Genomic DNA, 23,375 nt, shown 5'->3' with positions numbered 1-23,375 from the left:
GTGGATAACTCTCGCAAGCTCGAGTTACCCACATACCCACAGGCTCAACAAATATTTTATTAATTTTAAGAGGGTGATATCTCCTAAAATTTAATTGGTTGCTGGTCTAGACATGGGGGTCACTTAACTCTTTTATTTAAAATAATAAACTAACCTAACTAAGAGCTTCTCACTATCATTAAATAAAAATATTTTAATATTGGAAATTTTGTTATGAAAAATAAAAATAGTAGATCTAAAATCAATAATCAATCTTATATATATTGGGCGATTGCAGGTTCGACTACGATGATCTTGCTCGCCGTAATTTATCATCAATATTATCAAAATAACACGACTTTATTACTTCGCTCTGGGGATGAGGATAAAAATATCTTAGCTAATCCAACTTTATTTTCTCAACCAACAAAGGATATATTTTTAACTACCACTGATCAAGATAACAGCACACCAGATACCAATGAAGCATGCGATAACGACTTGCAAATATTAAAATCGCAATCCACTTCTACTCATGAATGGATACAAAACTTTAAAATTTCCATTACTCAAGAGCTAGCAGATCAAAGTTACTTTCCCCAAGTGAAATTGCTCAAAAGAGCATTTATAGATATTCTTAAGGAAAATTCTTATTTTCCCAATATCATTAATCCTAAAACTTTTAAATTAATGTTTCTTTTACAAACCACGATGAATTCTAAGTTTGGCTTGGGAAAATTCGGAGATTATGATTTTCTTTATGATATTATTTCGATAGCACATACCTCGAAAGGAACATTATCAGAATATAAAAAAAGACTGCGCAATGAATTCTTTACTCACCAGATCGTTTTCAAAAATCTTTTAAGCGGTATTCAAGTTCAAGATAAGCTATTACTGGCTACTCCTTTTCTTAATAAGGCTGGTTATGTTGATCAAAATAAAGTTGCCAAATTCGAGTTAGCATTAAAAGAGGGAGAAAAGAGAGTTGACAATTTATTAAAATATTTTGCAGATTCCACAGCCATGCCTCAATTATTTACGAAAGCACAGAAGTTAATAGAGCTTTCTAAAGACTATGAACCCCATACTTCCAATCCCAAGGATCCAAATCATCGTGCCATAGCACTTTTAAAAGAAATTCAGGCGATGAAAAACGTAATCGATCACCACCCTGATTATCAGGGTCAGCTTAGAGAGATACGCCTTATTGAGCAAGCGAGCTATTATGCCGAATTTGATAGTGCTGTCCAGCTACTGCTATTTCCTGAAATGCATGCCTGCATAACTCATTTTTTTTGTGAGATGCCAACAAAAAACAATAATCCTCAACCAGAAAACAAATCCCGGCACTCTTATAAAGCAGAAAATTTGGCTGTAGATCCGGAGGGCAAGTTTAAGTTGATGTTTCATAATGAAGCACAAAAAAAGCAAGCCAAGGATAATCATCCTACTAAACAGAAGCAGGATCATCACGCTTCCCATCCAAATAAAAAATATCGCTGAGGCAACGTTGTAGGCTAATAAAAGAAATGTCACAAATCTGTCACACTCCTCTGCCCTTGCGCTAGGAAGCTATCTGAATTATATAAGTAACCTATTGAATCTAGATCAGAATTTTGGCGCGCCCGGAGAGACTGACTCAGGCCATCCTGGCCTTCGGCCCTTCGGGGCGTTTGCGCTGCAAACGTCCAAAAATGCTTTCCTGCATTTTTGCCGAACTCCCGACCACTGGTTCGTAGTCAGAACGGGCATAAATGTAACTTGTTATTAATCAAAGTCTTACGATACTTTAGAATCATCAAAAGTGCTATAAAGTGACATAAAACAACCGTAAATTGCTTTCACTTTGTCACGATTCTGTCACGGTCATAATTTATAGCGATTGCTCTTTCTTTCTGTATAACAACAATTTTTATTCAATAAATTACTCATCTGTCTTACCTTTTCTGCCACAACATAACCAAGCAGTCCATGATCTGTCACATCAAGATGTATGCCATCTAAACGCTTGAACCGACGATAAGACCAGCATCTATAAATTCACAATTTTCTTCCTTTGCCATCTGCTGATATGACCTTGCTAATTCTTTAGATTTTTGGATAGGCTGGCCGTCGTATTGTGGATGTAGATCAATAATTTTAATGATAGGTTGTGGTGCAATTACTATAATTTTGCGCCAAATAAAAGCGTTTTTAAAGTAATGATGTAGTCAACAAAAAAATCCGGGAGTGTTTAAATAACTGTGACAGCTTTCATAAATTGTTATTATTTTTATAACTTGAGAAAGCTGACATGATGAGTAACAAAAAATTGATTAGCAAATTTTGATTTTAGCCAATTTCAAAAAGAACCCATAGATCAACTTAAATCGGGTCAATCCTTGACCGGAAAAAATGGCGTTCTCACCCCGCTTATCAAGGAAATTCTAGAAGCTGCCTTAGAAGGCGAACTGGATTCTCATTTGCTGGACTGCAAAACGCAAGATCAAACTCTATTATGTCAACCAGCTTATGTTTAGTTCTTCCAATAACCCGGGGGTCTTCTAATGAAGAAAAACAGGTGATTATAGGTTGTGCTATGTCTCTTCTTTTAATATCCTTATCCATCTAAAGCGCTCCTTTTATGCTGATTTTGTTGAACTTATTGGGAGCGCTTTTTTTATTACTTTTTTTTATCTTTGTCTATTAATTCCCATTAATCATGGATTATTTTGGTGCAATCGCCCTGCTGAAAAACTGGGACGAAAATTTGATTCCCCAGCTGTCGTCCCGCGAGCTCGTGCAATTTCTTACTGTGAGGTGATGTGTGCTCGACCACTTTATTTCTAACTTACTTTGTTATCTTTCAGAACTATAAGGCTGGCGGGATAAAGTTAGAATATTAAAACTAACCAGTTGCGTCTTTATTTCTAATGTCAGATTTTCGATCTTAGTTTGATCAAAAAAATGGCTGTCGCTTAAGCGAGGCGTGATCATGACTTTTAACCACTTTGGAAACCCCTGCAGTTCGCCGTCTATTAATTTAACCAAGTTTAAATGGCTGTCTATAATGTTTAATTGTTTTGGAGTCAATTTGCTTGCATTGTTTTCTAGGGAAAAGAAGCCATCCAACCATAGACAAAATTCGCGATGTATCATTTTAAAGCCTTAGGTAGATGTTTCATCATGTGTTTTTTGTAACTTTTCTTTTGAATGAGCTGAGGAATAGCTATCATCAATCACGTGCTTGAAAATACTGGCCAAATTGAGACGTATTGGGTCTTCCCATTGCATAATGATCTCATTTTGGAAGTCATGCATCTCGATATCTTCAATTACTTCTATTAGCCAGGAGGTATATTCACCCAAGGGCTCGTTAATATCAGTCAATTTCTTTCGTATTATATCTATTTTCGACACATCTAAATTCGACAGTTCACTGATCTCAAAATAACCTTGTAACCAATAACAAAAATCTTGATTGGTGAATATGTCTTTATCCTCAACCCATTCCATAATTTACCCTAATTTGTAATGCCTAACATCTCATTCCAGGACCTGGAGTGGAATACGAATTATATGACTGATCAAAATAAGAAGGTGGTCTGGCAGAAGAAGATTCTTTTATAGCCCAATGATCAGGATTTGCATTTTTCTCATAAATGGCCTCGATATCTTTCTGACATTTTTTTAAACTAGCTTTGTATTTATTCTTAAATTCAGCTCTTTCCTTGGGTGAGTTACATGCATAGCTATAGAAGTGAATGGCTTGTGTTAATTTCTCACTTTGATCAGCAATCTCTTTTAAGGGGAGTTTATTTGCTATCGCTTGGCGTAAGTTAGAGACTGCATGAGTTAATTTCAATGTTGCTGCGCCATCCTTATTTGGACGCATTTCTTCTAACTCAATAGTCTCCGAATTATTATCAGGATCTCGGTTGGGTAAGCTAATTTTATATTTTAAAATTTCACCATTTTTAAATAGAGTTGCGCTATTTGCGACCATAGCATTCTCCTGACCCGCTAAGACACCACTCTTGTATATTGATTCCATTAAAGAGGGAACTTTAGGCGCTGTTCTATTGTTCTCATCTAAATAACAAGTCGAATTTCTCTTCGGCAATTTCGAAACAAGATCGGTAAAAACGGTATCCAAAATGGCGATAATTTCTTTTGTTGTTTGGGGTAATACGCCTGAAGCTTTACGATATAACTCAATAGCGTCAGGCTCAGTAATTAATCGAGAATATAGCATTGCGCTAAATTTGCCATAAAGATCCTTAAGAATTTTATTATCGATACGTACTCGTTGCAGGAGTAACTCACCTTTATCAGGTAATTTAACATCCTCCTCAATAATAACGGCTGAGTCCGCAGAAATGGCGTTAAAAAAATCTCTAAATTTTTCGGCATTTTCCACGCTAATTCCCAAATAAAAATCAGTTTTCCTGGGACTTTTACTCGGTTGAAAGCGACAAGTAGTCGTAGGGCTAGTAATCCCTGCTAATATTAAAAATGTTTCCTCAATAAAATCAGTTTTGCTAGCATCAAGGCCCAATTTATTGCCGAGCTTCATCAGTGGGCCCACAAAATCGTCATAACTGACATATCTTGTGAGATGTGGATTACATTGAGTTTTATAATCCTCAATAATGCCAGGATGGGTGAGAGCCATTTCCTTTAGTTTATTTTCAAAATCAGGCAATACTTTAGTGGCCAAAATATGGCTATCTAGTCGAATGAATATAGTGGATTGACCCTTGATCGTTACAGTATTTTCTGTACTCATTGATGCACTTTGATCATTGTAATGGTCACGGAAATATTTGTAAAATTTATTAGCGTCAACATAGGTAATACCTAAGTCAAAATTAGTTAGCGCACCTTGAGTGCTATTGTTCATAGAGAATTGACAGGCAGTAGGCTCGCTAGTGATTCCAGCCATTTTAAGCAATGTTTCTTCAAAAACATCACATCTTCCAGACAAATTAAACTTGTCCAATATAGTATCAAGCATTTCCTTCATATCTGAATATTTCAAGCGTTTCTGTTCTTCATTTTGTTGCATTATTATCTTCCTCTTTTAGTAAACAATAGAAGGGGTCACCATCTGGCTTTAAGTTTAGTATGTAACCCTAAGCATCCCAGAAAACTATGAGTGTCATGCTGTGGCCAATTTGTTTACACAGACCATTGATACCTTTCGGTTCAAGACCCTTCGTGGCTCACAACATGGCGTATCAGTATAAACTTTCTTAGCGTGAATTAAAATAATAGTCAGGGAGTAATGGTTGAGCTTTTTCTTTCTTCTACTAGGAGGACATCTTCGAACTCCTCGTCTTGGTTGACACAATTACGTGGCTGATTCTCGTCATTTTTAGCAAAGAAAGCTATTCTACCATCCGCAGGTGTAGGAAAGAAATTGCTATAAAAAGAAGAAGGATTTTTAATGCTTAATGCTAATTGAATTATAAAAGACGAAATCAATACCGAAAAAACTGAACTTAAAAAAGTTTTGGGAGATATACTTTTATTAAGGATAAAGTCTAAAGTGACAACTATTGCTAGGCAGAGGAAAAATATTATGGTTCTTTGCCTAAATTTATAGGGCAGAGACAATATATTATGATTAGCCATATTTATAGCTCTGTCATTAAACATGGTTACAGCATTCTTAACAATGCTATTACTAGATTGATAACGGTAGATATTGCTATAAGTTTGATGCGATCCAATCATATCAAAGATAAATTTATTGGCAATTTCTTGACTATCACTATTCTCAATATAAGTATTTCGCCAATGGAATATTTTCTTAAAAAAAGTAGACCCGTGGGGTATTAAAACTTGCTGTTTAAGAAATTGATTTATAACATCACCATAAGATAAATCATCATCGTTTGACAGGAGAGTCCAATCATTCTCCTTGTTGTTACTAGCCATAGAATGGAGTATTGGAGGTAAATGTTCTTGGAAATGGGATGTAATTTCATTCCAATCTTCAGCATCTATCTCTACCACACCTTCGGAATTCACTGCCATATTGGCTATTAAAGTATCATCATTAACCTCACCATTATAAGGCGTTTTAGCCAGCTGCCAATATCCGCTAATTAAGTTTAACCTCGGTGCTTTAGTAGGATTAACTTCATCAAAATCAGCTCTAATAATGGCTCTTGCTTTTGCAAGAAAGGACTTACCTTTAAATGGTATTAATTTAGATTGATGGCATGCTTGTATTAACATACCACTTAAATGAAATCGCGAACATGCGTCCCGCGAATAACTTCCATCTAAAATTAGTCCTATAACATTTAATAGATCATCTTTCGCTACAGTATGTACATGCTCTGAATGCGTGCCATCGGTCGGTTTGATAACATAATGATTAGCTTGACTGGAGGTTATAAATTCACTCACCTCTGATTTTATTTCTTCCTCTACATAGTAACGGTCGAAATCCAGGCATAGGGTTTTTGGATAGATTGGACTATGATACGCAAAATCATGCAATATCCTTTTATTATAAAATGATTGATGTAAAGTGCGGGAATAGTAATTAATCAGTTTAAGTTTATGATATTCATTGAGACCGGCAGGTATCTCATCAAAAATCTTGGGATGCCCCACCGCGATTACTAATAAACGGCTTTGTTCGGAGCGATTTACTGCATTTTGGATAGTTTTTATAATAAGATTGACAATAGTTGGAAAGGAATTGGATCTATGTTGAGGAGAATCATTAAATATATCTTCTTTGTCATAAGTTAGCATGGAAGTATTGTTTTCCAAATCGTCAATGTTCAGACCTGATGGAAGCACCTGCACCAGAAGTGCATTGGGATAACGTTTCTTTAGATCATTGATGAAATAAGTATAAGGAGATGATTTTTCTTTGCCTAATTTTTTTCCTGGATAATCAGAGTTAAAAGCATCCCCCAGCTCAAAAATTTTTACCGGATTTGGATGGCTCGGGTTATATGAAAAATCTGAAATAAAATAAACAGAATGCAAATTTTTATCCTCAAGTCATAACTTTACGTAAATTTAATTCTTGGCGAATGGCTTTTGGACTCCAAGTTGAATTCATTCAATCTGCTTTTAAATAACATAAGTCTTTCCAATTTTTTCTGAGTCGTTGTTTGATTATTATCATAAATAACACTAGCTCCAAAAGTAGTTATGCCAGCAGCGATACCTTGTGCTAAGGTGAATATAGGTGACAATTTTTGTGGTGAAAAAATATAATTAGCTATAATCATTACGCAAGCCAAGACACCCACTCTTTTCAACGCTTCACTACCATGTTGTAAAACTACGATGATATAAGGAGGAAGGCTTGTTGGATCAGGATGACATATAAAATGAAATTCGTTATCGATTCTTCTTTGCATATCAACTAGTTGGTCTTCTTCTAGCTCATCCAATTTCCCAAGAATGTTTTTGACATTCTTCTCTTTAGTCATTTTGGAAGTATGTATAAAATCTGTAACGTCACAATAAAACTTTTCGAAGTCCACTTGCATATAAAGCCTCAATTAGCTGTTATAAATTAAGTTATCAAGTAATAATTACGGAATGTTAATGCTAAGCTGTGAATTCTGATCAGAGCATTTATTCTCCAGAGCTTGTAACTCCCTCTCAATAGAGTTTAAGTTCGCAATTTGCAGGGAACGAGGACCCTCGGGTGCAAAAAAACGATTATGTTTCAGTAACTCATTCACTCTATCAGTTTGCACGCCTCTTTGCTTCACTTCTGCTTTATATGCTACCTCAGTTAAACATTGCCAAGCAAACATAGCAGATAGTGCGCCGACTAATACAGCAATTAAAATATCTTGAGCTGAATATTGAATTAATAGAAAAGAAACCAGCCCAATACCTACGCTTTGCTTTGTTATCTTAGCAAGCTGATCAGTGATAATCCCATATTTAAAACTCCAGGGCTCTGGTTTCTGCGAGGATATTATCCTCTGTAAATCATGCCACTCATTCTCACTTAGACTATCTAAAGAGGTGAATATTTGCTTTAAATTTGGGTAGCCGTAAGGCGTGGTTCCTTTCGCCACATGCTGACTTATCGCATATTCAAGCCTAAATACAGGGTAGTCTATAGGATGCGTTATAATAGTTTTAAAAAAGAACTGCCCCGTTTTATCAAACCGTATTCGTTCTAAAGTGTATAATTCTTGTTCCAAAATTGTTCTTACTTTATGCGCATAATTAGGTGCAGCGGTATAGGCAGTTAATCTTTTACCTATCATACTTTCAATCTTCAATGGAGCACCCAACTTTGCACAGACATATGGAGTTAATTGTTTCTTATTTTTTATTTTTATATCTGCACAATGTTGAATCAAATAAGTGGCAACTTCTTCGTGAGCGCTGCCAAAACTGCGCTTATTCACCGGATACGAATCCCCATAAACTACTTGATGTAAAGGCGTATTTCCATGCATATCTTGAGCATTTAAGTTTGCTAATTTTACCTCAGCTAAATAGCGGACTAAATCGATATGTCCATGAAATGCAGTAATACCTAATAAAGTTTTGCCATTGTCATCATCATTTTCAGCGTCAGCAGTTACAGAGGTTTCAAACAGAAGAAAATCATTTATATCATCAAGCTGGTTTAAGCTAAGTAACTGATGTAGTTCGGCGCCCATATTTAACTCAGCTGCTGTTTTAAGCAGAAAATGGACACACCGTTTTGAAGACTCGCTATCTCCTTCCCTAATATTACCAAGATAGCTATCCATCTTTCGGTTAACTTTGTCAACATCAGGCCTCACTATTAAATGATCTAAGAACATTTTATCCTGTAGTTTAGTTTTAATTTCAATAATAAGCTTCTCGATTGGTTGTTTCACAAGTCCGGCTCCAATAAGTTATATTTTCAATTTGTCAAAAATCAACAATGAGGGCAATCAAATCCAAGGCACAGCATTTATTTGGGTATTTTTTTCAAATTCCAATAATTAGGTTTTTTTATTATTGGTATTTTGATCATGATTTTTTTTATCAGACAATTGCTCTAGAACATTTATCCAGTCATTAAGCTTTGGCAAATTTGTCGACCTGAGAATGTCCAGTTCTTTTAAACCTAATTGGCCAACACGGTTATCACCGTTGCCTTGTATAAGACCATTTTTTGTATGAAGAAATGTATTATTACCACTGGCTGAGACATTAGCAACATCTGGCACACCCATAGCGAATAAATTATTCGATGATTGTCGATTTGCATTTCCCAATTGTCCATATTGATTATTTCCACAAGTAAAAACAGAGCCGTTTTCTAATTGAAAAACCGTATGTGAAAATCCTGCTGCCATTGCCACAACACTTCCGATAAACGTTGCAGTGGGAATTAATACTTCTTTTACATTATATAAACTCAGTTGACCATATTCATTACTACCACATACTTCAATTTTATTATTACTCTTAAGAAAGATGGTATAGCTATTGCCGACAGCAACATCTATCACTTCTGAGTAGCCAGGAATTTGAGTAGGTTGTTCACGATATTTTGTGTCACCTAGACCAAGCTGCCCCTCAAGGTTGCCACCATATACAAGGACTGTACCATTTCTTTTAAGAAGGATCCTATGAGTGTCACTGGCAGCGATATTAATAATGTCTGCTACGTTAGGCAGCTTAGTGGGTACTGAGTGAGGATTTTCATCACCCACTCCCAATTCTCCCCATTTATTTGCTCCACATGTATACACTGTGCCATTTTCCATAAGGAACAAACTAAAATTTTGGCCCGCAATAACTTTTATTACTCCTCTAAAATCAGGAATGAGCTGGGGTGTTGAATAATTTGTTAAGTTACCCATTCCAAGCTCACCATTTTGATTACCTCCCATCATGCAAACCGTGCGATTTTTTTTAAGAAATAGCAAATGATTCTCACTACCAGAAATTTGCTGAACATCATTTAATTTCAAAACCTCAAGAAAAATGCTATTTTTTGTTGATATATATTTATCAAAATTTCCTTTTAGAAAAACAGTGCCATTTTCTCGTAAATAAGCAACATAAGAGTGCCCCGCTACTGCTTGTATAATTTTTCTCTGTTTGATATGGTTCGATACATTTTCACAATAAAAATTATTAAAAAATCTACAACTTGCCTTTACGCTATTTAAATCGGGTAACGATAAATATGAACCTATGCCTTGTAGCAAATCAACTGGTAATTTTTGCATTTTATTACTCTTAAAGTGAAATTAATCCGTCAGGAGTCATTCCTATAATTTTGGTCCGGAAATTTGATGATATTTTTAATTTGAAGAAATAACATTAAACGTAGCTGAACTTTGAATGCCTGGTACAAATTGTACTATACAACAAATAGGCAAAAAGAGGTAGGCGCCATATGTAGTTTGAAAACAGAATGTGAAAAGGGGTCTGTTTACAAACACCTCCCCAACTGCTTTTTGACAGGAATTGAGGAAGTAACTTATTGAATTTACTTGAGTTCAATCCCTAATTTATCTTCTCTATTTTCTGCCATTTTAGCAATGGCGTCACCTAATCGATTTGTTTGTGCAATAGTAAAGTGATAAGGAACAGGTTGCTTCTGAGAATTCCAAAGAACATAATTATCACCGAAAACTTTCTTGGAATAGGCGTTCAATTTCTCTTGCATTTGAGGAGATAGCCTTATATTCATAATTGCATCTCTATTAAAACCGACTGTATTTGCTTTTGAGATTGAACCTTCAGACAATTTGACATCCTCTGTATTGCAGGTAGCTACCAGCTCGAAATCGTCTGGAGTAATTTCAAAATCAATGACTTCACCATGTAAAGATTCTGCAATGGCAACTTTATTATGGTCCACATCGTTAGCAATATTACGATCCAAACGAAAATCTGGGAAATTACCTAAGGCAATGTTGGAAATATCTTCCACATTTGGAGGAAGGCGCATTGCTTCGAAAAGGTCATTAAGGACTTGGCTTTGAACCATAACTTGTGGGAAAAAATCTCTCAAAGCTAAGAAGGCGTCTTTTGTTGTTTTGATTGGTTGCTCACCGATTTGTAGTATCTTAAGCGCCAAAAAGTAATCATTTTCGACTTTTTTAGTTACCCATAGCTCTTTTCTTCCCGAATCTTTAGATAAAATTATTTGACCTTGAACTTTCATTATAAGACCCTTCTTATTACAAAAAATATAATCTACGCTTGAATTTCATTTGATATCCAAATAAAATTTTTATTCGCCTATTTAACGATTTCAAATTATAACCCGACATCTTATTTTCATTTTATGACCCAAAGCGAATGGGCGCCGCCTATAAGTGAGAATTCAGGATTATTATGCATGTCCTTTATGCGGACTTAGAATATGTTTTTCCTCACTTGGGGAACCAAGTTGGCCAACAGTTCGCAAATCTTCGGGCTTAGGATTTAAAGCTAATTCTTTGAGTTTAATCCTAGCCATTTCTAAACATTTGGATTGCGTTTCGGCATGTGCGATAAGCTGATTGTTCCAGAAATATATAAAAGTACCTTTAGGTAAGCCTAAATTTCTTACTTCTCTTATTTGTATTGGATTGAGAGGGATACCACTTAACATATATTCAAATTGTGGTGTTACCGACGTTTTAAGAAATGCCATTCTATTTATCCTATTATAAAATTCAATGCTTAATACATTAAAAATTGTTGCAGGACAATTTAAAATAATTTATTCCGCATTAATTGAATGCTACAAGCTAGACTATTGATTTTGTGATTAACCCTGCAACCTTACTAGAAATAATTCGAGCTTGATAGCTTACCAAAGCATTGCTTCAAAATCAAACCTGGAAATCATGACCAACGCCTTATTACAAGCTGCATCAAATCACTAAGAACCTTGATTTCACTGCGTTGACTCAAGGCTACTTGTGTATTTTGTAGCCTTGAGTCAACGCAGTGAAATCAAGGAAACCTAAAAGGATTTAAATTTACCATAGTATTTAATGCAATCGCCATGTGTGAACCGCTCTGCGTGCAATTTCTCATTGAATTCGCGAATCCGCACACTAAAGTAATAGCTGATATTTTAGAAAGTAATTCACTTAAAAAGCTAATCAAGCGCCCTATGAGGCTTGGCTACTTAGCTTGCCATGGGCAAAACTCTGCCGCTAAGAAAATTATTGCAAGTCATTATGCCAATGAAATCATGTTCTATTTTAAAATTGCACCGAGACGTTCAGATGCCGAAACTCAAGATTAAAATCATTTTTTGCTAGAAGCATAGCAGCAAATAATAGCGGGATTAATTTTTATCAAGGTTTAATAACAGGAGGACAATTGAGTTATTATGATGCGCGTATAATAATAGAGGACGATTTCAATATTATACGACCCGCACTCAAAAAATTAAGTATAATAAATCCTCAAGTGATTTTTTCACATATAGATGAAAATCAATGCATTTTACGAAAGTGGACAAACAATCTTCCTAAAAATGAAACTAACCCATTCACTAGCCCAAAAAATCTCTATTTTAAATTGGATTGCCTCTGTTAATTATTTGTGCGATACTTTTAATTCAATTTGGTGTTAAATCACCTCCTGTAATTGCAGCCGTCCTTCTCGTTACATTATTCTTACCCCTAGCCCCCTCTTTATGAATTTACTAACGCTTAATGTTAAGTTACAACAAGCTGCTGATGAAATTGACCTGCCCCGGGATTTTCAAACCAAATTAAATTAGAGATAATGCTTCTTCCACTAAAAAGGAAAGAACATGAAAAAGTCTCGTTTAAAAGAAGAACAAATTGTTAGGATATTGAGAGAAGCCGACAGGGATCCTGTTGGTGAGGTGGCAAAGCGACACGGAATCTCTGAACAGTCAATCTATGCTTGGCGCAAGCGTTTCAGTGGGATGGATACGGATGATGTAAAAAAGCTAAAAGCACTTGAAACAGAAAATTCGCGTTTAAAAAAGATTTTAGCAGAACGCGACCTAGAAATTGAAATTATGAAAGAGATCAATTCAAAAAAGTGGTAAGCGTACAAGACCGTAAAGAGCAAGCAAAGTTGGCAATTAGTCTTGGACTGAGTCAGCGTAGAGCTTGTACGCTTTTAAAAATTAGTCGATCAATTTTGCATTACAGCCTAAAGATGCCGGAGAAAGATAAATCTGTTATTGAAGCTATGGGAGGTTTATCTAGCCAATATCCAAGATATGGTTATCGTCATATTCATATTTTTCTTCAACGAGAAGGAATAAAAATCGGCATAGAACGTTGTGGTCGATTATGGTCAAAGTCAGGATTTCAAGTACCTAAAAAGAAGCGGCGCAAGATAATAAATTCAACCGAACGTCCATGTAAAGCAATCGGTCCTAACTCTGTATGGTGTTATGATTTTGTTCATGATATGTGCGCCAACGGCCAAAAGATAAAATGTCTAACAGTAGTTGATGAGTATACAAGGGAATGTTTAGCGATAGAAATTGCAGGGTCAATACGTTCAAAAAATGTGATTGAAACTCTTTCCAGATTAATGAGCATACATGGCGTTCCTCGCTATGTTCGCTCCGACAATGGCCCCGAATTTGTTAGTAACGCTTTGTTGGAATGGGCTAAAGAATCACGACTTGAAGTTGTCTTAATAGAGCCGGGCAAACCTTGGCAGAATGGGACAAATGAAAGTTTTAATGGTAAATTTAGGGATGAATGTTTGTCAATGGAGTGGTTTAGAAATAGAGTAGAAGCGAAAGTTGTGATAGAAGACTGGATGCAACATTATAACAATATCAGGCCTCATTCAAGTTTGAATTACTTAACGCCTAATGAGTTTAAATTTTCATAGGGTAATGTAACAACTGGAGCATTTATTTCTATGTAGTTTTGGTACGAAAAAAACAGGCAGGTCAAAATGATTGAACTTGATATTGGGATGAGGCAACCAGAAGCATCGCTTAATCTTCATAAAAAAAATAAGTATAAGGGAAAGCAACCTAAAGAAAATTCTGAAGTGGCAAATATTACGCCTGTTAGCTATTTGTTTAAGAACGAAAATTCTTCTCACAACCAAAATAGCACATCAACTGAAAAAACAATTTTTATATTAAGAATAAAATCTGCTTCCATACATAAACAAAAGAAAATTGATCAGCTTAGAAATAACCATCAAAATAAAATTGAAACTTCGATTACACGGCCCGTTTTAACAATTGATAAAGTACGTGCTTATTCAAAACAACGGTTTGCTAATCTAAGAGAGGAATGTCTTGTCAAATTGGAAAGTCAGCGTGCCGGGTTGGATGAGAAATCTAATTTATATGGCATATGGGATGAGTCCTCAATTTTAAAAAACACCAATCAGAAGAAACATGAATTGATTTATTTGGCACTTTTCTCAATCTTTAAAAAGCATAAGATAGTAGGTCCAACTGGGGAAACTGGGATTAAATATCTGCCTAATATTAAAGCCTATGAAGTTAAGCTAACCACAGAAGACCCTCGTGTCATCTCAACTGACCAAATCAGCATTGAAGATAATAACTGCATTATATTTAACCAATTTGAAAAACATGGTCTCGGACACTAAAATGATATTTACCCGGCATCTTCTTCTAATCGATTAACTTCGCTTTTCAGTCTCGCAAGCTCCGCTTGCTGCAGTTTTTGTTATTCCAATGGTTGACCACCCTGACGTTGCTTAGCACGCCAGGAATAAAGCATTTGCTCCGGGATGCCCAGATCTCTCGCGGCTTGGAGAATCTCCTCTTTGCCGCATGCTCTAGGGCTTGATCTTGAATTGGGGGCTATGTTTCTTGCAAATTGGTCTTTGCTTCTTCGGATTAGTTTCGTTCATGTCTCCACCTCATTTTTGAGAATTCCACTCTTTTAATGGGGTGTCCGTGAAGTCGAGGCCAGATCAAAATTATACTCTCATAGCCAGCTGAATTTTTAGATTATTTTGAATAAAGAACGAAAAAGTTTACCTTAAATTAGACAACATGAATTTTCAGATGAGACATCAGTTGATATATCTTCTTCTTGCAGAAAAACATCTTCATCACCTTCATCATCACTGTTTGCTGGTGATGCTGTGGAGGGCGTAGGAGATCTACCATAAGTTATGTCGGCAAGTTCTTCCTCAAGGGTTTCGATAATAGCAATCGCTTCGTTGGTATAATTATTATTATTTTTAAGACCGTTTACTACCGTGTTTATTTGTGTTCTTACAGCTGCAGATACATCGTAGCCATAGTTTTTATGTAACTTGAGGGTAAATTGCATTAAACTAATAACCGCTAGCTCATGGCCAAATGAAAAAAGTTGCTGATATAATTTAAACATATCATTTATCATTTCTTGAGACTTCGATGACGCTAATTGAACAGTAAGCACAATTTGACTCTGTTTCAAGTTTATATTATGACAGATGGAATAAATTTTTTTAAAACTCAACGCAGGGGCTGAGACGTCCACAGACTGAAATAAATTCCCGGGAAAAATTTTATTTATTCTTGCCCTCCAATATACTTCATCATTTGTTAATTCATAATGCAATTTTGAAACTTCTGATAAAGGGGCTAATTCTCTTATTGTTAAGTTATCCATTACAATCAGAGCAACATCCATACTAAGAAAGCCAAAATATTTATCTATCATAAAAAACCTCATAATGAATCAGTTAGTAAATTTACAAGGAATAAATAATTATAATTAATAATCTATTAATTTGGGACTCATCTCAATTAAAAAAATTTGATATTATTTTATTTTTAGACAAAGTATCAAAGAAAATACCAGAGCGTCTATTATATCATTAACTGCGACATTACATCACTGAGATTAGATGTTTCTACCCTAGTCTCTTTTGAGTAATGCAAACATGCCTGATTTAAAAAATTATCAATCTTTAAATGCGTCAATGGATGATCTAAATTACCAGTTCTTATATTTTCATTAACATGGAAAGAATACTCCCCTTTTTTATTAACAAAGATAATTGTGGAATCATCGATATGCCAGACCGGGTATTCGTCATCACCGATACAACCTTTCTTAGCAATTTTTATTTGATAGATCATTCCTGATAGAGCATCATAATTTTGATAGCTATTGACACGTTGTATAGCTAAGGCACTTCTTCTGGGAGTATGCTTGGCATTCCCGTTCTCATCTCTAACTAAATTCAATAGTTCGTCATTAGTGATGTAACGCTGATAGTTTGGATCATTTTCAATTTTACGACATGAATAAATAAAATTTTCAAAAAAATTAAATGGAAAAAAATAAGATGATTGATTACGATGAAGCATTTTCTCTCCTTAATAATATTAGAATTTTAATTTACTTTTGCAAAAAAGTTGATTCTATGAGCTATTTTAACCTTACTATATTTTAATTGAAAAAATCAACCAAACCTTAAATTCAAAAGCCCTTGTGAAAAAAAATTCAGCCAATACCCCACGTTTTTCTTGCCAACGCCACCCATTAGAGTAACCTGTTTTCCTTGGCAAACTGAAGAACTCTCTATTATATTAGCAAGGTATGGGGAGGGTCACCAGTGCTTCTTGCTCATTTGATATTATTTTGAATTTCTATGCTAATGCTGCTTATTCAATTATTGCCTGCTACAATAATTGCAAAAGTCACTGCCTGCTTTTTCTGACTTTGAGTCTACAAAAATTTTTATTTCAATAAATTACTCATCTGTCTTACCTTTTCTGCCACAGCATAACCCAGCAGTCCATGATCTATCGCATCAAGATGTATACCATCTAAACGGCTTGAACTGACGATAAGACCAGCATCTATAAATTCACAATTCTCTTCCTTTGCCATCTGTTGATATGATTTTGCTAATTCTTTAGATTTTTGGATAGGCTGGGCGTCGTATTGTGGATGTAGATTAATAATTTTAATGATAGGTTGTGGTGCAATTACTATAATTTTGGGAGGTGCCGAAGCCGGACCTTTGTCACCTGTCTTGACTATTTTTACTAATTGTCTCATTCCCTCAGTAATTTCTTCCAATGTTCGATTAAATTGTAATTTTGTATCATTCGTTCCGAGCATAAAAATAACAATATCAATTGGATAATGAGATTCAAGACACACCGGTAGTTGTGTTAGACCGTTTCGGTAGGGTCTGCCCGGAATTTTTTCATCAAGTGTTGTGGTCCCGCCGTTAATACCTTCCTCAATTATATTATATTTCTCACCGAGGATAATTTGCAGCAGACCTGTCCACCGTTTGTCTTTTTCGAACCGATCTGATAGACCAGTACTTTCATTAAATGTTCCAGGAATAAATCCACGTAGATTTGAATCCCCGTAGCACAAAATTGTCTTCATTTATAATCCTTCTTAACCTATCCTTTTAAAGGCTTATGGCCATAATGAGGATACCCGGATCATTATCAGCGATACCGATTTTTTGCCAGCCTAATTTTTTATACCAGCTAGACAAGGCATCATCTGATAAAAGATAAAGTTCTGAGTAGTCTAATGTTCTTGCCTGTTCTTTGACAATAGATACCAATCTTTCACCTACTTTTTTTCTACGATAATCAGGATGAACCACAAGCCCGCCTAGCCATGGTGTTAAATTATCTAGAATTCCTTCTGTAATACGCAGACATATCATGCCAATAGGATTATTTTGATATATAGCAGCATATGCAAGCGGCAATTTTTCTTCATTACAATGTTCAATAAATCGTTGTATTACATGTTCAGTCCTGGGTCGTGGATCAGAATCTTTACCTACTTCATCAAGCCATAACTGAGCAAGTACAGAGGTATGTTGTTTGCACTTGGCAAGTAATTCTATTTTTAAATCCTCTATCATCTATACCTTCGAATCAATTATTTGTATATTATTGGACCCTTTATTTAACGAACTTGCAAAGGTAATATTTTTTAGCAAGAGAGGTGCTGCTTCAAGAATTTCTTGAATAAAAGGGTAAGAACACCATTTTTTCCGGTCAATGATCGCCCAGATTTAAGTTTATCAATGGCTTCTTTTTGAAATTGGCTGAAATCAAATTGATTAGAAAATTTTTTGTTACTCATCATGTCAGCTTTCCAAAGTTATAAAATTATAACAATTTAAGAAAATCTGATACAGTTATTTAAACACTACCCTATTTGCTGCGTGATATTGAGATTGATCATGTTGATCAGTGTGGAGTACGGACATCACTTATATTCGCATGCAACATGGCTTTGCTTATCTTGTTGCAATAATAGATTGGTTAGCCGTTATGTGCTAGGTTGAAAACTAAGTGTATCGTTAGAGGCAGATTTTTGTATTGATACGCTAAAACAGGTGCTTTCTGCCGGGGTAGGTGAGATTTTTAATACAGATCAAGGCGCACAATTTACAACGCCGCAATTTACGAATGTATTAATGGCGCGCGGCATTCAAGTGGGTAATGTTAAGATTTAATTAATAGGGTCACACTTGACGTGAACCATCCGCGAAAACAAATTCTCATTCGAACAAAGGGGGTACATCTTGAAATGTGAATTCTAATGCTAAGTTAAAATTTAAATTTTAAGATGCGACCTCCTTTATTCTTTATTTTACAAAGATAGACAATTTAATGACTTATAATATAGAACGTCCTCTTCTTGTACCCTTTGTTTTAATTCAGGGCTGTCTTTTAATAGCTCCTCTTCATACAATTGCAGAACATTTTGGCTGTCTTCAATTGGAAAATAATTATTTTTCTTAACAAAAAATGTTAGATAAGGATTAATGAATTTTTTTAGCTGCTTAACAAGAGTAGGATTTCTAGTAAATAGCGGATGTTGAAGAGCCGCATGAAGTAAATTAAATTTTTCCTCTGTACTTAGTTTTAACTTAGGCAGAACCTGAACAATATTACAAGCGATACCCACACATAAAATTCCCGTATAAAAGCTTTCATTCTTCTTAATTGAACGCCACAGTGTATCAAGCGCTTGTTCCAAACTATGGGGGTCTTTGAATGCATTTACGGATAGAAAATAAGTGGGTTCATCATCTATTTGAACTGCACTCTTATTAGCTTTGATCCCCATGAGCATATTGTATGTTTTTAATGAAAGGACCCAAAAAAAATTCTCAAGATTAGCATTAATAAAAAATCCGCCTCTTAACCTGACAAGACCTTCTAAAGCAGAGTTTAAATTGGATTCCGATAGGTCTACAAATCTTAAATCAACCCTATCGCCAAAACGAACCCTTTGTAAATTAATTCCACCCAGGTTAATAAAAGTTTAACTGCCAGGTATATTTTCATCCCCTCTACCTGCTTGATAGGAAAGTCTATAATTTAATTCTTGCGTAATAGCATTCTTGCGCTCAGGGTTATTAGTTATTTCGGAAAATTCAATTGCTAGTGACGTTATGATGAGACTATCAATAATACCTGTAGATAGTTCATTCTTAGTCTGTATGTTTTTTATGACCCTATTTAATTCTGTCGATGTAATTTTATATGTATCTTTTGGATCTCGAGTTAGGACAAAACAAGTAGCTTCAAGATCTGACATCTCATTAAATGAAATTTTGGCTAGTTCTGAATAACTCTCTTGAGTACGATAATATGACAGAAAACGCATTACCTCTAAAGGATCAATCAAATCACAAATAGCTTTAATTACTCTAGAAGGCAAAAAAGCCTCATAAAAAAACTGAAATAACATATTTTCTCTATATCTTTTCGATACGCTTAACTGAGATATTTTTTCCTCTTGGGATAGGTATGAAAAATTTTTTGTAATATCTCATTAGGCATATTAAGCAGATTAAACCTACCAGCAAATCCCATATTATTCATTATTTCAATAAAAAGTATTGCCGAAGCTATTTGGACAGTTAGTAACGTACTAAAATTGAAATCCAGGAATTGAGATAACTTAAGCGTAACCTGTTCTTTATATTGACTTGCACTTCTATCTTTGTATTTCATAATTTGTGCTGCTTGCTGCTCTCTATGACTATTATTGTTATTATTCTCATCTGTGCTTGATAAATCAGGCATACCTTATCCTCGTAATTAATTACGCCATTAACAATTGAAAAAAAAAATAAAGGGGGTCTCATTTCAAGAAATGACCCTCTTTATTTATGGCTAGTTACATTTTTGAATGAGCACCAGCTGAGAAGCATCCACATTATAATTCACCACATCGGGACATGAACAGCCAATTGTCTTTAATTTTATCATAAAATATTTTTTGAGCATTCAATTCATAAGCACTGATAAAAGATCTTTTATTCGAAGCTAATGTCTTGACCTTCAGCAGTCGAATTTGCGCGGGTTTTAACATGTTTTTTTGAATTATCCACACTAGAAAACTAGAATTATGGGCGCCACGGCCCACCAATTGGATAAATATGAATCTATTTGAGCAAAGCGAATACCGATCATAATTAAAAAAACCTGGTCGTCTGTAGATTGATCTAAAAATATATTCATAAACGCAGGCTCTCCCACTTTATCTTTTACAATAGCCCAAGCGCCGGAAAGATTGATTCGGGCCGTCCTGGCCTCCCCCTTCGGGGCGTTTGTGTTGCAAACATCCAAAAATGCTCCTGCATTTTTGTCGAACTCCCGCCCCCCTGGTTCGTAGCTCATTTGCCTATTTTTATCTTATTGATTTTATTATTTTTTTAAACCGTGCGTCCATTACAAATAGCACAACTGAGCATAACGAAGCACACCTCACTCCCACAAAATCCCACACATTACTTTAGGTTCTACATCGCATTTTTCATTTAATAATTTTTGCATTAAATTTATTGATAATAGACATTAATCGATTATCATAAATGAAAATGCAAAAGGTCGCCCATGTCTACCACACTTATCAATCAATTTTTTGCCTATATTCAAATGAAAGAGATAGAAATCCTTTATTCAGGAGAATTGCAGATTGCATTTCAAATTAGCTCTAAGCAAAAACAAGACCTTTTGAGCAAACTATCTAAAAGAGGGTCCATAATAAGATTAAAAAGAGGCGTTTATTTAGTGCCTCAAAAAATTCCTCCTGGGGGTAAATGGCAACCCGACTCCATTTACATTATCAGCCATTTTATGGAAATTATAGGAGCTAACTATTATATTGGTGGACTTTATGCTTTCAATCATTACGGTTTGACAACACAACTTGCCAATCAAATAACAATTTATAATGATCGCTTATCAGCAAAAAAGAAGCTGGGAAATCTATCAGTTCAGCTCATAAAAATTGCTTCACATAGAATTGGTGTACCAGTAACTTATGAGATTAAAGAAAAACGCAAAATAAATATTAGCACTTTACCTCGCACGGTTGTCGATGCTTTTATAGATTGGAATAGATACAATACTTTACCTATAGCCTTTGATTGGATTCAAAGATACTTGAAAGATTCTTATTTTTTATCTGATTTAATCACCACCACTACTCAATATGGAAATATAAGTAGCAAGCGACGTATTGGTTATTTTCTTTACAAACAGACTCACGATGGAAAACTTGTTAAACCTATTGCAAAAACTATAAAAAATTCTAAAGGTTGGTTGCCATTAAATCCACTTGGTGGAACAAAAGGTATTACAAATAAAGAATGGAGAATAATAGATAATGTCGACACTTGATTTTCATTTGGATAAAAATCAGTTTATTTCAGCAACCGAATATACTGCTGCCGAAACAAATTTTGAACCCGGATTAGTTGAGAAAGATTATTTCTGTACAGTAATTCTTCATTGGCTTTCTTCTCAAACTACAAATGCTTTAGTTTTTAAAGGCGGGACGTTACTTGCAAAAGTCCATGCTGGTTTTTATAGATTAAGTGAAGGTTTAGATTTTAGTTTACCGATTTCTTCCCTTGCAACGCGGAAACAGCGCAGCGATATTATTAAACCTATTAAATTATTAATTAACCGAATACCTGAAAAACTACCAGACTTTAGCATTACATCCGAACTCAATGTTTTTAGATTTTGACTTATATGAAATCATTAACAAATTGCGAGATATTTCAAAAACACTTCATACGAACTTTTAAATATTACACGATTCATTATTTTAGTTAAAAAGGAGTTAACCGATGACTGATAAAAATACTGAAATGGACATTATGGAAGAGGATATGGAGCTTTCCTCAGACTTCGATACAAAAACTCATCCTTGGCGAATCTGTCCCATAGGAACTCATCTAGTGCGAACACATGATCTTCACATACCTCCAAGCAAGAAGCACCCTGAAGGATCACTCACAACTAGGCATAAACATTGTGCTGCCAACCCTTCCAAAAAAGATGTGTTATCGTTTGAAGAAATTCAAGAAATGACGAAAATGAATTTCAGTAATTTGAGCGCCCCTCCTACTCCAAATGTTTTATCTGAGTTCCCGCGCGCAGATGAATTCGATCAATATATTTGTGGATGGGTTCGCTATTGGAACGACATTTTTAATCCAAAGATGCCTCTTGATTCCAATTTGGTTAAAGCACTTATTGCAACAGAATCTGGATTTGACCCAATTTCAGAAAATATCGTTGGAAAAACCCATGCTCGTGGATTGATGCAAATTATCGTCCCTACCCACGAAGCAATTGGTGACCACCATGGAGAGCTTAAAAACTATCTTATTCATGTTAAATTAACAGACCTATTTGATCCATCTACTAGTATCTGCATTGGGGTTCGGTGGCTTTTCCGAAAAAAAGAAACCGCATCCTCGAGATTACATCGCGAAGCAACATGGATTGAGGCAATTGAAGATTACAAGTCATATTTAAAAGATATGATTGCAGATAAAAATTATATTCCGAAACCAATTAGCCACTTGCAAGAGTACTATATACGTCTACGAGAACACTAATATGAAAAAAACCCTGTACTTAATTTTATTATCAGTAATCATTATTCTAAGTAATACAGTTAATGCGCTTGACTCCAAGGTCAAAAAAAAATATTCATTTCTGTTGCTCACCGAAGATCACGAAATTCTTAATCAAAAAGACTTAGCCCATCTTACTAAAAATCTGAATTATGAAAAATTTTCAGAAAAAAGCAGCGGACTAATATATTGGCAATGTTTTCCTCGAGAAAATATTTCAGTCACACTCGAAGATATGGGTTATTCTGCGGAAGAATTTGACCCTACCGACACCATTGCTGATTTAAAAATCACCGCGTATACAAAGCCTAATATTTTTCATACTTATTATATGCGGCGAGCTTATCCTATTAGTGCTTACCAAGAACACTTCACACGCTGGCAAAGACTAATGAAAGGTCAAAAATATGTCTGCATTGCAGGCAGCTTTGGTGATCATAAAGAAGAAGTAATACATGGAATAAAAAGAGAAGAAAATTCTTGGACCTTTGATAGAATAAAAACAAAAAAAGGCATGGATTCTTATTTTATTAATTAAATTAAAATTATTGTTTCAC

General features: G+C 35.0%; 26 protein-coding genes. 8 read left to right on the top strand and 18 right to left on the bottom strand.

Annotation, left to right across the window (positions count from 1 at the left end; translation table 11 throughout):
- Positions 1-213: 213 nt before the first annotated feature.
- Positions 214-1,485 carry a hypothetical protein gene (locus tag H0U71_04975; protein MBA2654405.1) on the top strand — a complete coding sequence of 424 codons (1,272 nt, stop codon included), beginning with the start codon at positions 214-216 and terminating at the stop codon, positions 1,483-1,485.
- A gap of 1,335 nt (positions 1,486-2,820) precedes the next feature.
- Here H0U71_04975 and H0U71_04970 read toward each other — a convergent pair.
- The 9 genes from H0U71_04970 to H0U71_04930 form a co-directional block, all read right to left on the bottom strand.
- Complete coding sequence (locus tag H0U71_04970; protein MBA2654404.1) at positions 2,821-3,120, bottom strand: hypothetical protein; 300 nt, start codon at positions 3,118-3,120, stop codon at positions 2,821-2,823.
- Positions 3,121-3,129: 9 nt separating this feature from the next.
- Positions 3,130-3,477, bottom strand: a complete 348-nt coding sequence (locus H0U71_04965) for a hypothetical protein (GenBank protein MBA2654403.1) — start codon at positions 3,475-3,477, stop codon at positions 3,130-3,132.
- Positions 3,478-3,499: 22 nt separating this feature from the next.
- A complete protein-coding gene (locus H0U71_04960; protein MBA2654402.1) occupies positions 3,500-5,029 on the bottom strand; it encodes a hypothetical protein in 1,530 nt (509 codons plus the stop codon).
- 209 nt (positions 5,030-5,238) lie between these two features.
- The gene (locus H0U71_04955) at positions 5,239-6,975 is read right to left on the bottom strand and encodes a hypothetical protein (protein ID MBA2654401.1); all 1,737 of its coding nucleotides are present in this window, start codon (positions 6,973-6,975) and stop codon (positions 5,239-5,241) included.
- A 23-nt stretch (positions 6,976-6,998) separates the two neighbouring features.
- Positions 6,999-7,487: a hypothetical protein gene (locus tag H0U71_04950; protein MBA2654400.1), complete on the bottom strand. Its 489-nt coding sequence runs from the start codon at positions 7,485-7,487 to the stop codon at positions 6,999-7,001.
- Positions 7,488-7,532: 45 nt separating this feature from the next.
- Positions 7,533-8,831, bottom strand: coding sequence for an ankyrin repeat domain-containing protein (locus H0U71_04945; protein MBA2654399.1), 1,299 nt, complete (start codon positions 8,829-8,831; stop codon positions 7,533-7,535).
- 108 nt (positions 8,832-8,939) lie between these two features.
- A complete protein-coding gene (locus H0U71_04940; protein ID MBA2654398.1) occupies positions 8,940-10,178 on the bottom strand; it encodes a hypothetical protein in 1,239 nt (412 codons plus the stop codon).
- A gap of 263 nt (positions 10,179-10,441) precedes the next feature.
- Positions 10,442-11,122, bottom strand: a complete 681-nt coding sequence (locus H0U71_04935) for a hypothetical protein (GenBank protein MBA2654397.1) — start codon at positions 11,120-11,122, stop codon at positions 10,442-10,444.
- Positions 11,123-11,293: 171 nt separating this feature from the next.
- Positions 11,294-11,596, bottom strand: a complete 303-nt coding sequence (locus H0U71_04930) for a hypothetical protein (protein ID MBA2654396.1) — start codon at positions 11,594-11,596, stop codon at positions 11,294-11,296.
- 357 nt (positions 11,597-11,953) lie between these two features.
- Between H0U71_04930 and H0U71_04925 the strand changes: the two genes are divergently transcribed.
- From H0U71_04925 to H0U71_04915, 3 genes are all read left to right on the top strand, one after another.
- A complete protein-coding gene (locus tag H0U71_04925) occupies positions 11,954-12,199 on the top strand; it encodes a hypothetical protein (protein ID MBA2654395.1) in 246 nt (81 codons plus the stop codon).
- 516 nt (positions 12,200-12,715) lie between these two features.
- Positions 12,716-13,785, top strand: a protein-coding gene (locus H0U71_04920) for an IS3 family transposase (protein MBA2654394.1) whose coding sequence is annotated in 2 segments (ribosomal slippage) — positions 12,716-12,965 and positions 12,965-13,785 — 1,071 coding nt in all. Because the reading frame shifts where the segments join, the coding sequence is not laid out codon by codon here.
- Between the two features lie 66 nt (positions 13,786-13,851).
- On the top strand, positions 13,852-14,526 hold the full coding sequence (locus tag H0U71_04915; GenBank protein ID MBA2654393.1) for a hypothetical protein: 675 nt from the start codon (positions 13,852-13,854) through the stop codon (positions 14,524-14,526).
- Positions 14,527-14,924: 398 nt separating this feature from the next.
- On the opposite strand, the gene H0U71_04910 is transcribed toward H0U71_04915, so the two are convergent.
- From H0U71_04910 to H0U71_04870, 9 genes are all read right to left on the bottom strand, one after another.
- Positions 14,925-15,596 carry a hypothetical protein gene (locus H0U71_04910; GenBank protein ID MBA2654392.1) on the bottom strand — a complete coding sequence of 224 codons (672 nt, stop codon included), beginning with the start codon at positions 15,594-15,596 and terminating at the stop codon, positions 14,925-14,927.
- Between the two features lie 149 nt (positions 15,597-15,745).
- Positions 15,746-16,249, bottom strand: coding sequence for a hypothetical protein (locus H0U71_04905; protein MBA2654391.1), 504 nt, complete (start codon positions 16,247-16,249; stop codon positions 15,746-15,748).
- Between the two features lie 373 nt (positions 16,250-16,622).
- Positions 16,623-17,288 (bottom strand): SGNH/GDSL hydrolase family protein, encoded by a 666-nt coding sequence (locus H0U71_04900; GenBank protein ID MBA2654390.1) that lies wholly within the window; start codon positions 17,286-17,288, stop codon positions 16,623-16,625.
- A 25-nt stretch (positions 17,289-17,313) separates the two neighbouring features.
- The gene (locus H0U71_04895; GenBank protein ID MBA2654389.1) at positions 17,314-17,784 is read right to left on the bottom strand and encodes a GNAT family N-acetyltransferase; all 471 of its coding nucleotides are present in this window, start codon (positions 17,782-17,784) and stop codon (positions 17,314-17,316) included.
- A 71-nt stretch (positions 17,785-17,855) separates the two neighbouring features.
- Positions 17,856-18,011 carry a hypothetical protein gene (locus H0U71_04890; GenBank protein ID MBA2654388.1) on the bottom strand — a complete coding sequence of 52 codons (156 nt, stop codon included), beginning with the start codon at positions 18,009-18,011 and terminating at the stop codon, positions 17,856-17,858.
- Positions 18,012-18,521: 510 nt separating this feature from the next.
- Positions 18,522-19,001, bottom strand: a complete 480-nt coding sequence (locus H0U71_04885) for a hypothetical protein (protein MBA2654387.1) — start codon at positions 18,999-19,001, stop codon at positions 18,522-18,524.
- A gap of 198 nt (positions 19,002-19,199) precedes the next feature.
- Positions 19,200-19,598: a hypothetical protein gene (locus H0U71_04880; GenBank protein MBA2654386.1), complete on the bottom strand. Its 399-nt coding sequence runs from the start codon at positions 19,596-19,598 to the stop codon at positions 19,200-19,202.
- Positions 19,599-19,654: 56 nt separating this feature from the next.
- Entirely contained in the window at positions 19,655-19,966 is a 312-nt protein-coding gene (locus H0U71_04875; GenBank protein MBA2654385.1) for a hypothetical protein, read from the bottom strand.
- A 309-nt stretch (positions 19,967-20,275) separates the two neighbouring features.
- On the bottom strand, positions 20,276-20,563 hold the full coding sequence (locus H0U71_04870; protein ID MBA2654384.1) for a hypothetical protein: 288 nt from the start codon (positions 20,561-20,563) through the stop codon (positions 20,276-20,278).
- 216 nt (positions 20,564-20,779) lie between these two features.
- Here H0U71_04870 and H0U71_04865 point away from each other — a divergent pair, with 216 nt between their 5' ends.
- The 4 genes from H0U71_04865 (at position 20,780) to H0U71_04850 (ending at position 23,356) form a co-directional block, all read left to right on the top strand.
- Positions 20,780-21,568 (top strand): hypothetical protein, encoded by a 789-nt coding sequence (locus tag H0U71_04865; GenBank protein MBA2654383.1) that lies wholly within the window; start codon positions 20,780-20,782, stop codon positions 21,566-21,568.
- Positions 21,555-21,920, top strand: a complete 366-nt coding sequence (locus H0U71_04860) for a nucleotidyl transferase AbiEii/AbiGii toxin family protein (protein ID MBA2654382.1) — start codon at positions 21,555-21,557, stop codon at positions 21,918-21,920. The genes H0U71_04865 and H0U71_04860 overlap by 14 nt, the downstream gene beginning before the upstream one ends.
- A gap of 103 nt (positions 21,921-22,023) precedes the next feature.
- Positions 22,024-22,800 (top strand): transglycosylase SLT domain-containing protein, encoded by a 777-nt coding sequence (locus tag H0U71_04855; GenBank protein ID MBA2654381.1) that lies wholly within the window; start codon positions 22,024-22,026, stop codon positions 22,798-22,800.
- A gap of 1 nt (position 22,801) precedes the next feature.
- On the top strand, positions 22,802-23,356 hold the full coding sequence (locus H0U71_04850; GenBank protein MBA2654380.1) for a hypothetical protein: 555 nt from the start codon (positions 22,802-22,804) through the stop codon (positions 23,354-23,356).
- Positions 23,357-23,375: the final 19 nt, after the last annotated feature.

This window comes from Gammaproteobacteria bacterium (genome assembly GCA_013697705.1).
GTDB lineage: Bacteria > Pseudomonadota > Gammaproteobacteria > UBA6002 > UBA6002 > UBA6002.
This window is presented reverse-complemented; position numbering and strand designations above follow the sequence as displayed.

Bases quoted from the DNA above. Each gene is read 5' to 3' on its own strand.
- H0U71_04975 (MBA2654405.1), top strand. From the start codon at position 214: ATGAAAAATAAAAATAGTAGATCTAAAATCAATAATCAATCTTATATA.
- H0U71_04970 (MBA2654404.1), bottom strand. From the start codon at position 3,120: ATGATACATCGCGAATTTTGTCTATGGTTGGATGGCTTCTTTTCCCTA.
- H0U71_04965 (MBA2654403.1), bottom strand. From the start codon at position 3,477: ATGGAATGGGTTGAGGATAAAGACATATTCACCAATCAAGATTTTTGT.
- H0U71_04960 (MBA2654402.1), bottom strand. From the start codon at position 5,029: ATGCAACAAAATGAAGAACAGAAACGCTTGAAATATTCAGATATGAAG.
- H0U71_04950 (MBA2654400.1), bottom strand. From the start codon at position 7,487: ATGCAAGTGGACTTCGAAAAGTTTTATTGTGACGTTACAGATTTTATA.
- H0U71_04940 (MBA2654398.1), bottom strand. From the start codon at position 10,178: ATGCAAAAATTACCAGTTGATTTGCTACAAGGCATAGGTTCATATTTA.
- H0U71_04935 (MBA2654397.1), bottom strand. From the start codon at position 11,122: ATGAAAGTTCAAGGTCAAATAATTTTATCTAAAGATTCGGGAAGAAAA.
- H0U71_04930 (MBA2654396.1), bottom strand. From the start codon at position 11,596: ATGGCATTTCTTAAAACGTCGGTAACACCACAATTTGAATATATGTTA.
- H0U71_04925 (MBA2654395.1), top strand. From the start codon at position 11,954: ATGTGTGAACCGCTCTGCGTGCAATTTCTCATTGAATTCGCGAATCCG.
- H0U71_04915 (MBA2654393.1), top strand. From the start codon at position 13,852: ATGATTGAACTTGATATTGGGATGAGGCAACCAGAAGCATCGCTTAAT.
- H0U71_04910 (MBA2654392.1), bottom strand. From the start codon at position 15,596: ATGATAGATAAATATTTTGGCTTTCTTAGTATGGATGTTGCTCTGATT.
- H0U71_04905 (MBA2654391.1), bottom strand. From the start codon at position 16,249: ATGCTTCATCGTAATCAATCATCTTATTTTTTTCCATTTAATTTTTTT.
- H0U71_04900 (MBA2654390.1), bottom strand. From the start codon at position 17,288: ATGAAGACAATTTTGTGCTACGGGGATTCAAATCTACGTGGATTTATT.
- H0U71_04895 (MBA2654389.1), bottom strand. From the start codon at position 17,784: ATGATAGAGGATTTAAAAATAGAATTACTTGCCAAGTGCAAACAACAT.
- H0U71_04890 (MBA2654388.1), bottom strand. From the start codon at position 18,011: ATGATGAGTAACAAAAAATTTTCTAATCAATTTGATTTCAGCCAATTT.
- H0U71_04885 (MBA2654387.1), bottom strand. From the start codon at position 19,001: ATGGGGATCAAAGCTAATAAGAGTGCAGTTCAAATAGATGATGAACCC.
- H0U71_04875 (MBA2654385.1), bottom strand. From the start codon at position 19,966: ATGCCTGATTTATCAAGCACAGATGAGAATAATAACAATAATAGTCAT.
- H0U71_04870 (MBA2654384.1), bottom strand. From the start codon at position 20,563: ATGAGCTACGAACCAGGGGGGCGGGAGTTCGACAAAAATGCAGGAGCA.
- H0U71_04865 (MBA2654383.1), top strand. From the start codon at position 20,780: ATGTCTACCACACTTATCAATCAATTTTTTGCCTATATTCAAATGAAA.
- H0U71_04860 (MBA2654382.1), top strand. From the start codon at position 21,555: ATGTCGACACTTGATTTTCATTTGGATAAAAATCAGTTTATTTCAGCA.
- H0U71_04855 (MBA2654381.1), top strand. From the start codon at position 22,024: ATGACTGATAAAAATACTGAAATGGACATTATGGAAGAGGATATGGAG.
- H0U71_04850 (MBA2654380.1), top strand. From the start codon at position 22,802: ATGAAAAAAACCCTGTACTTAATTTTATTATCAGTAATCATTATTCTA.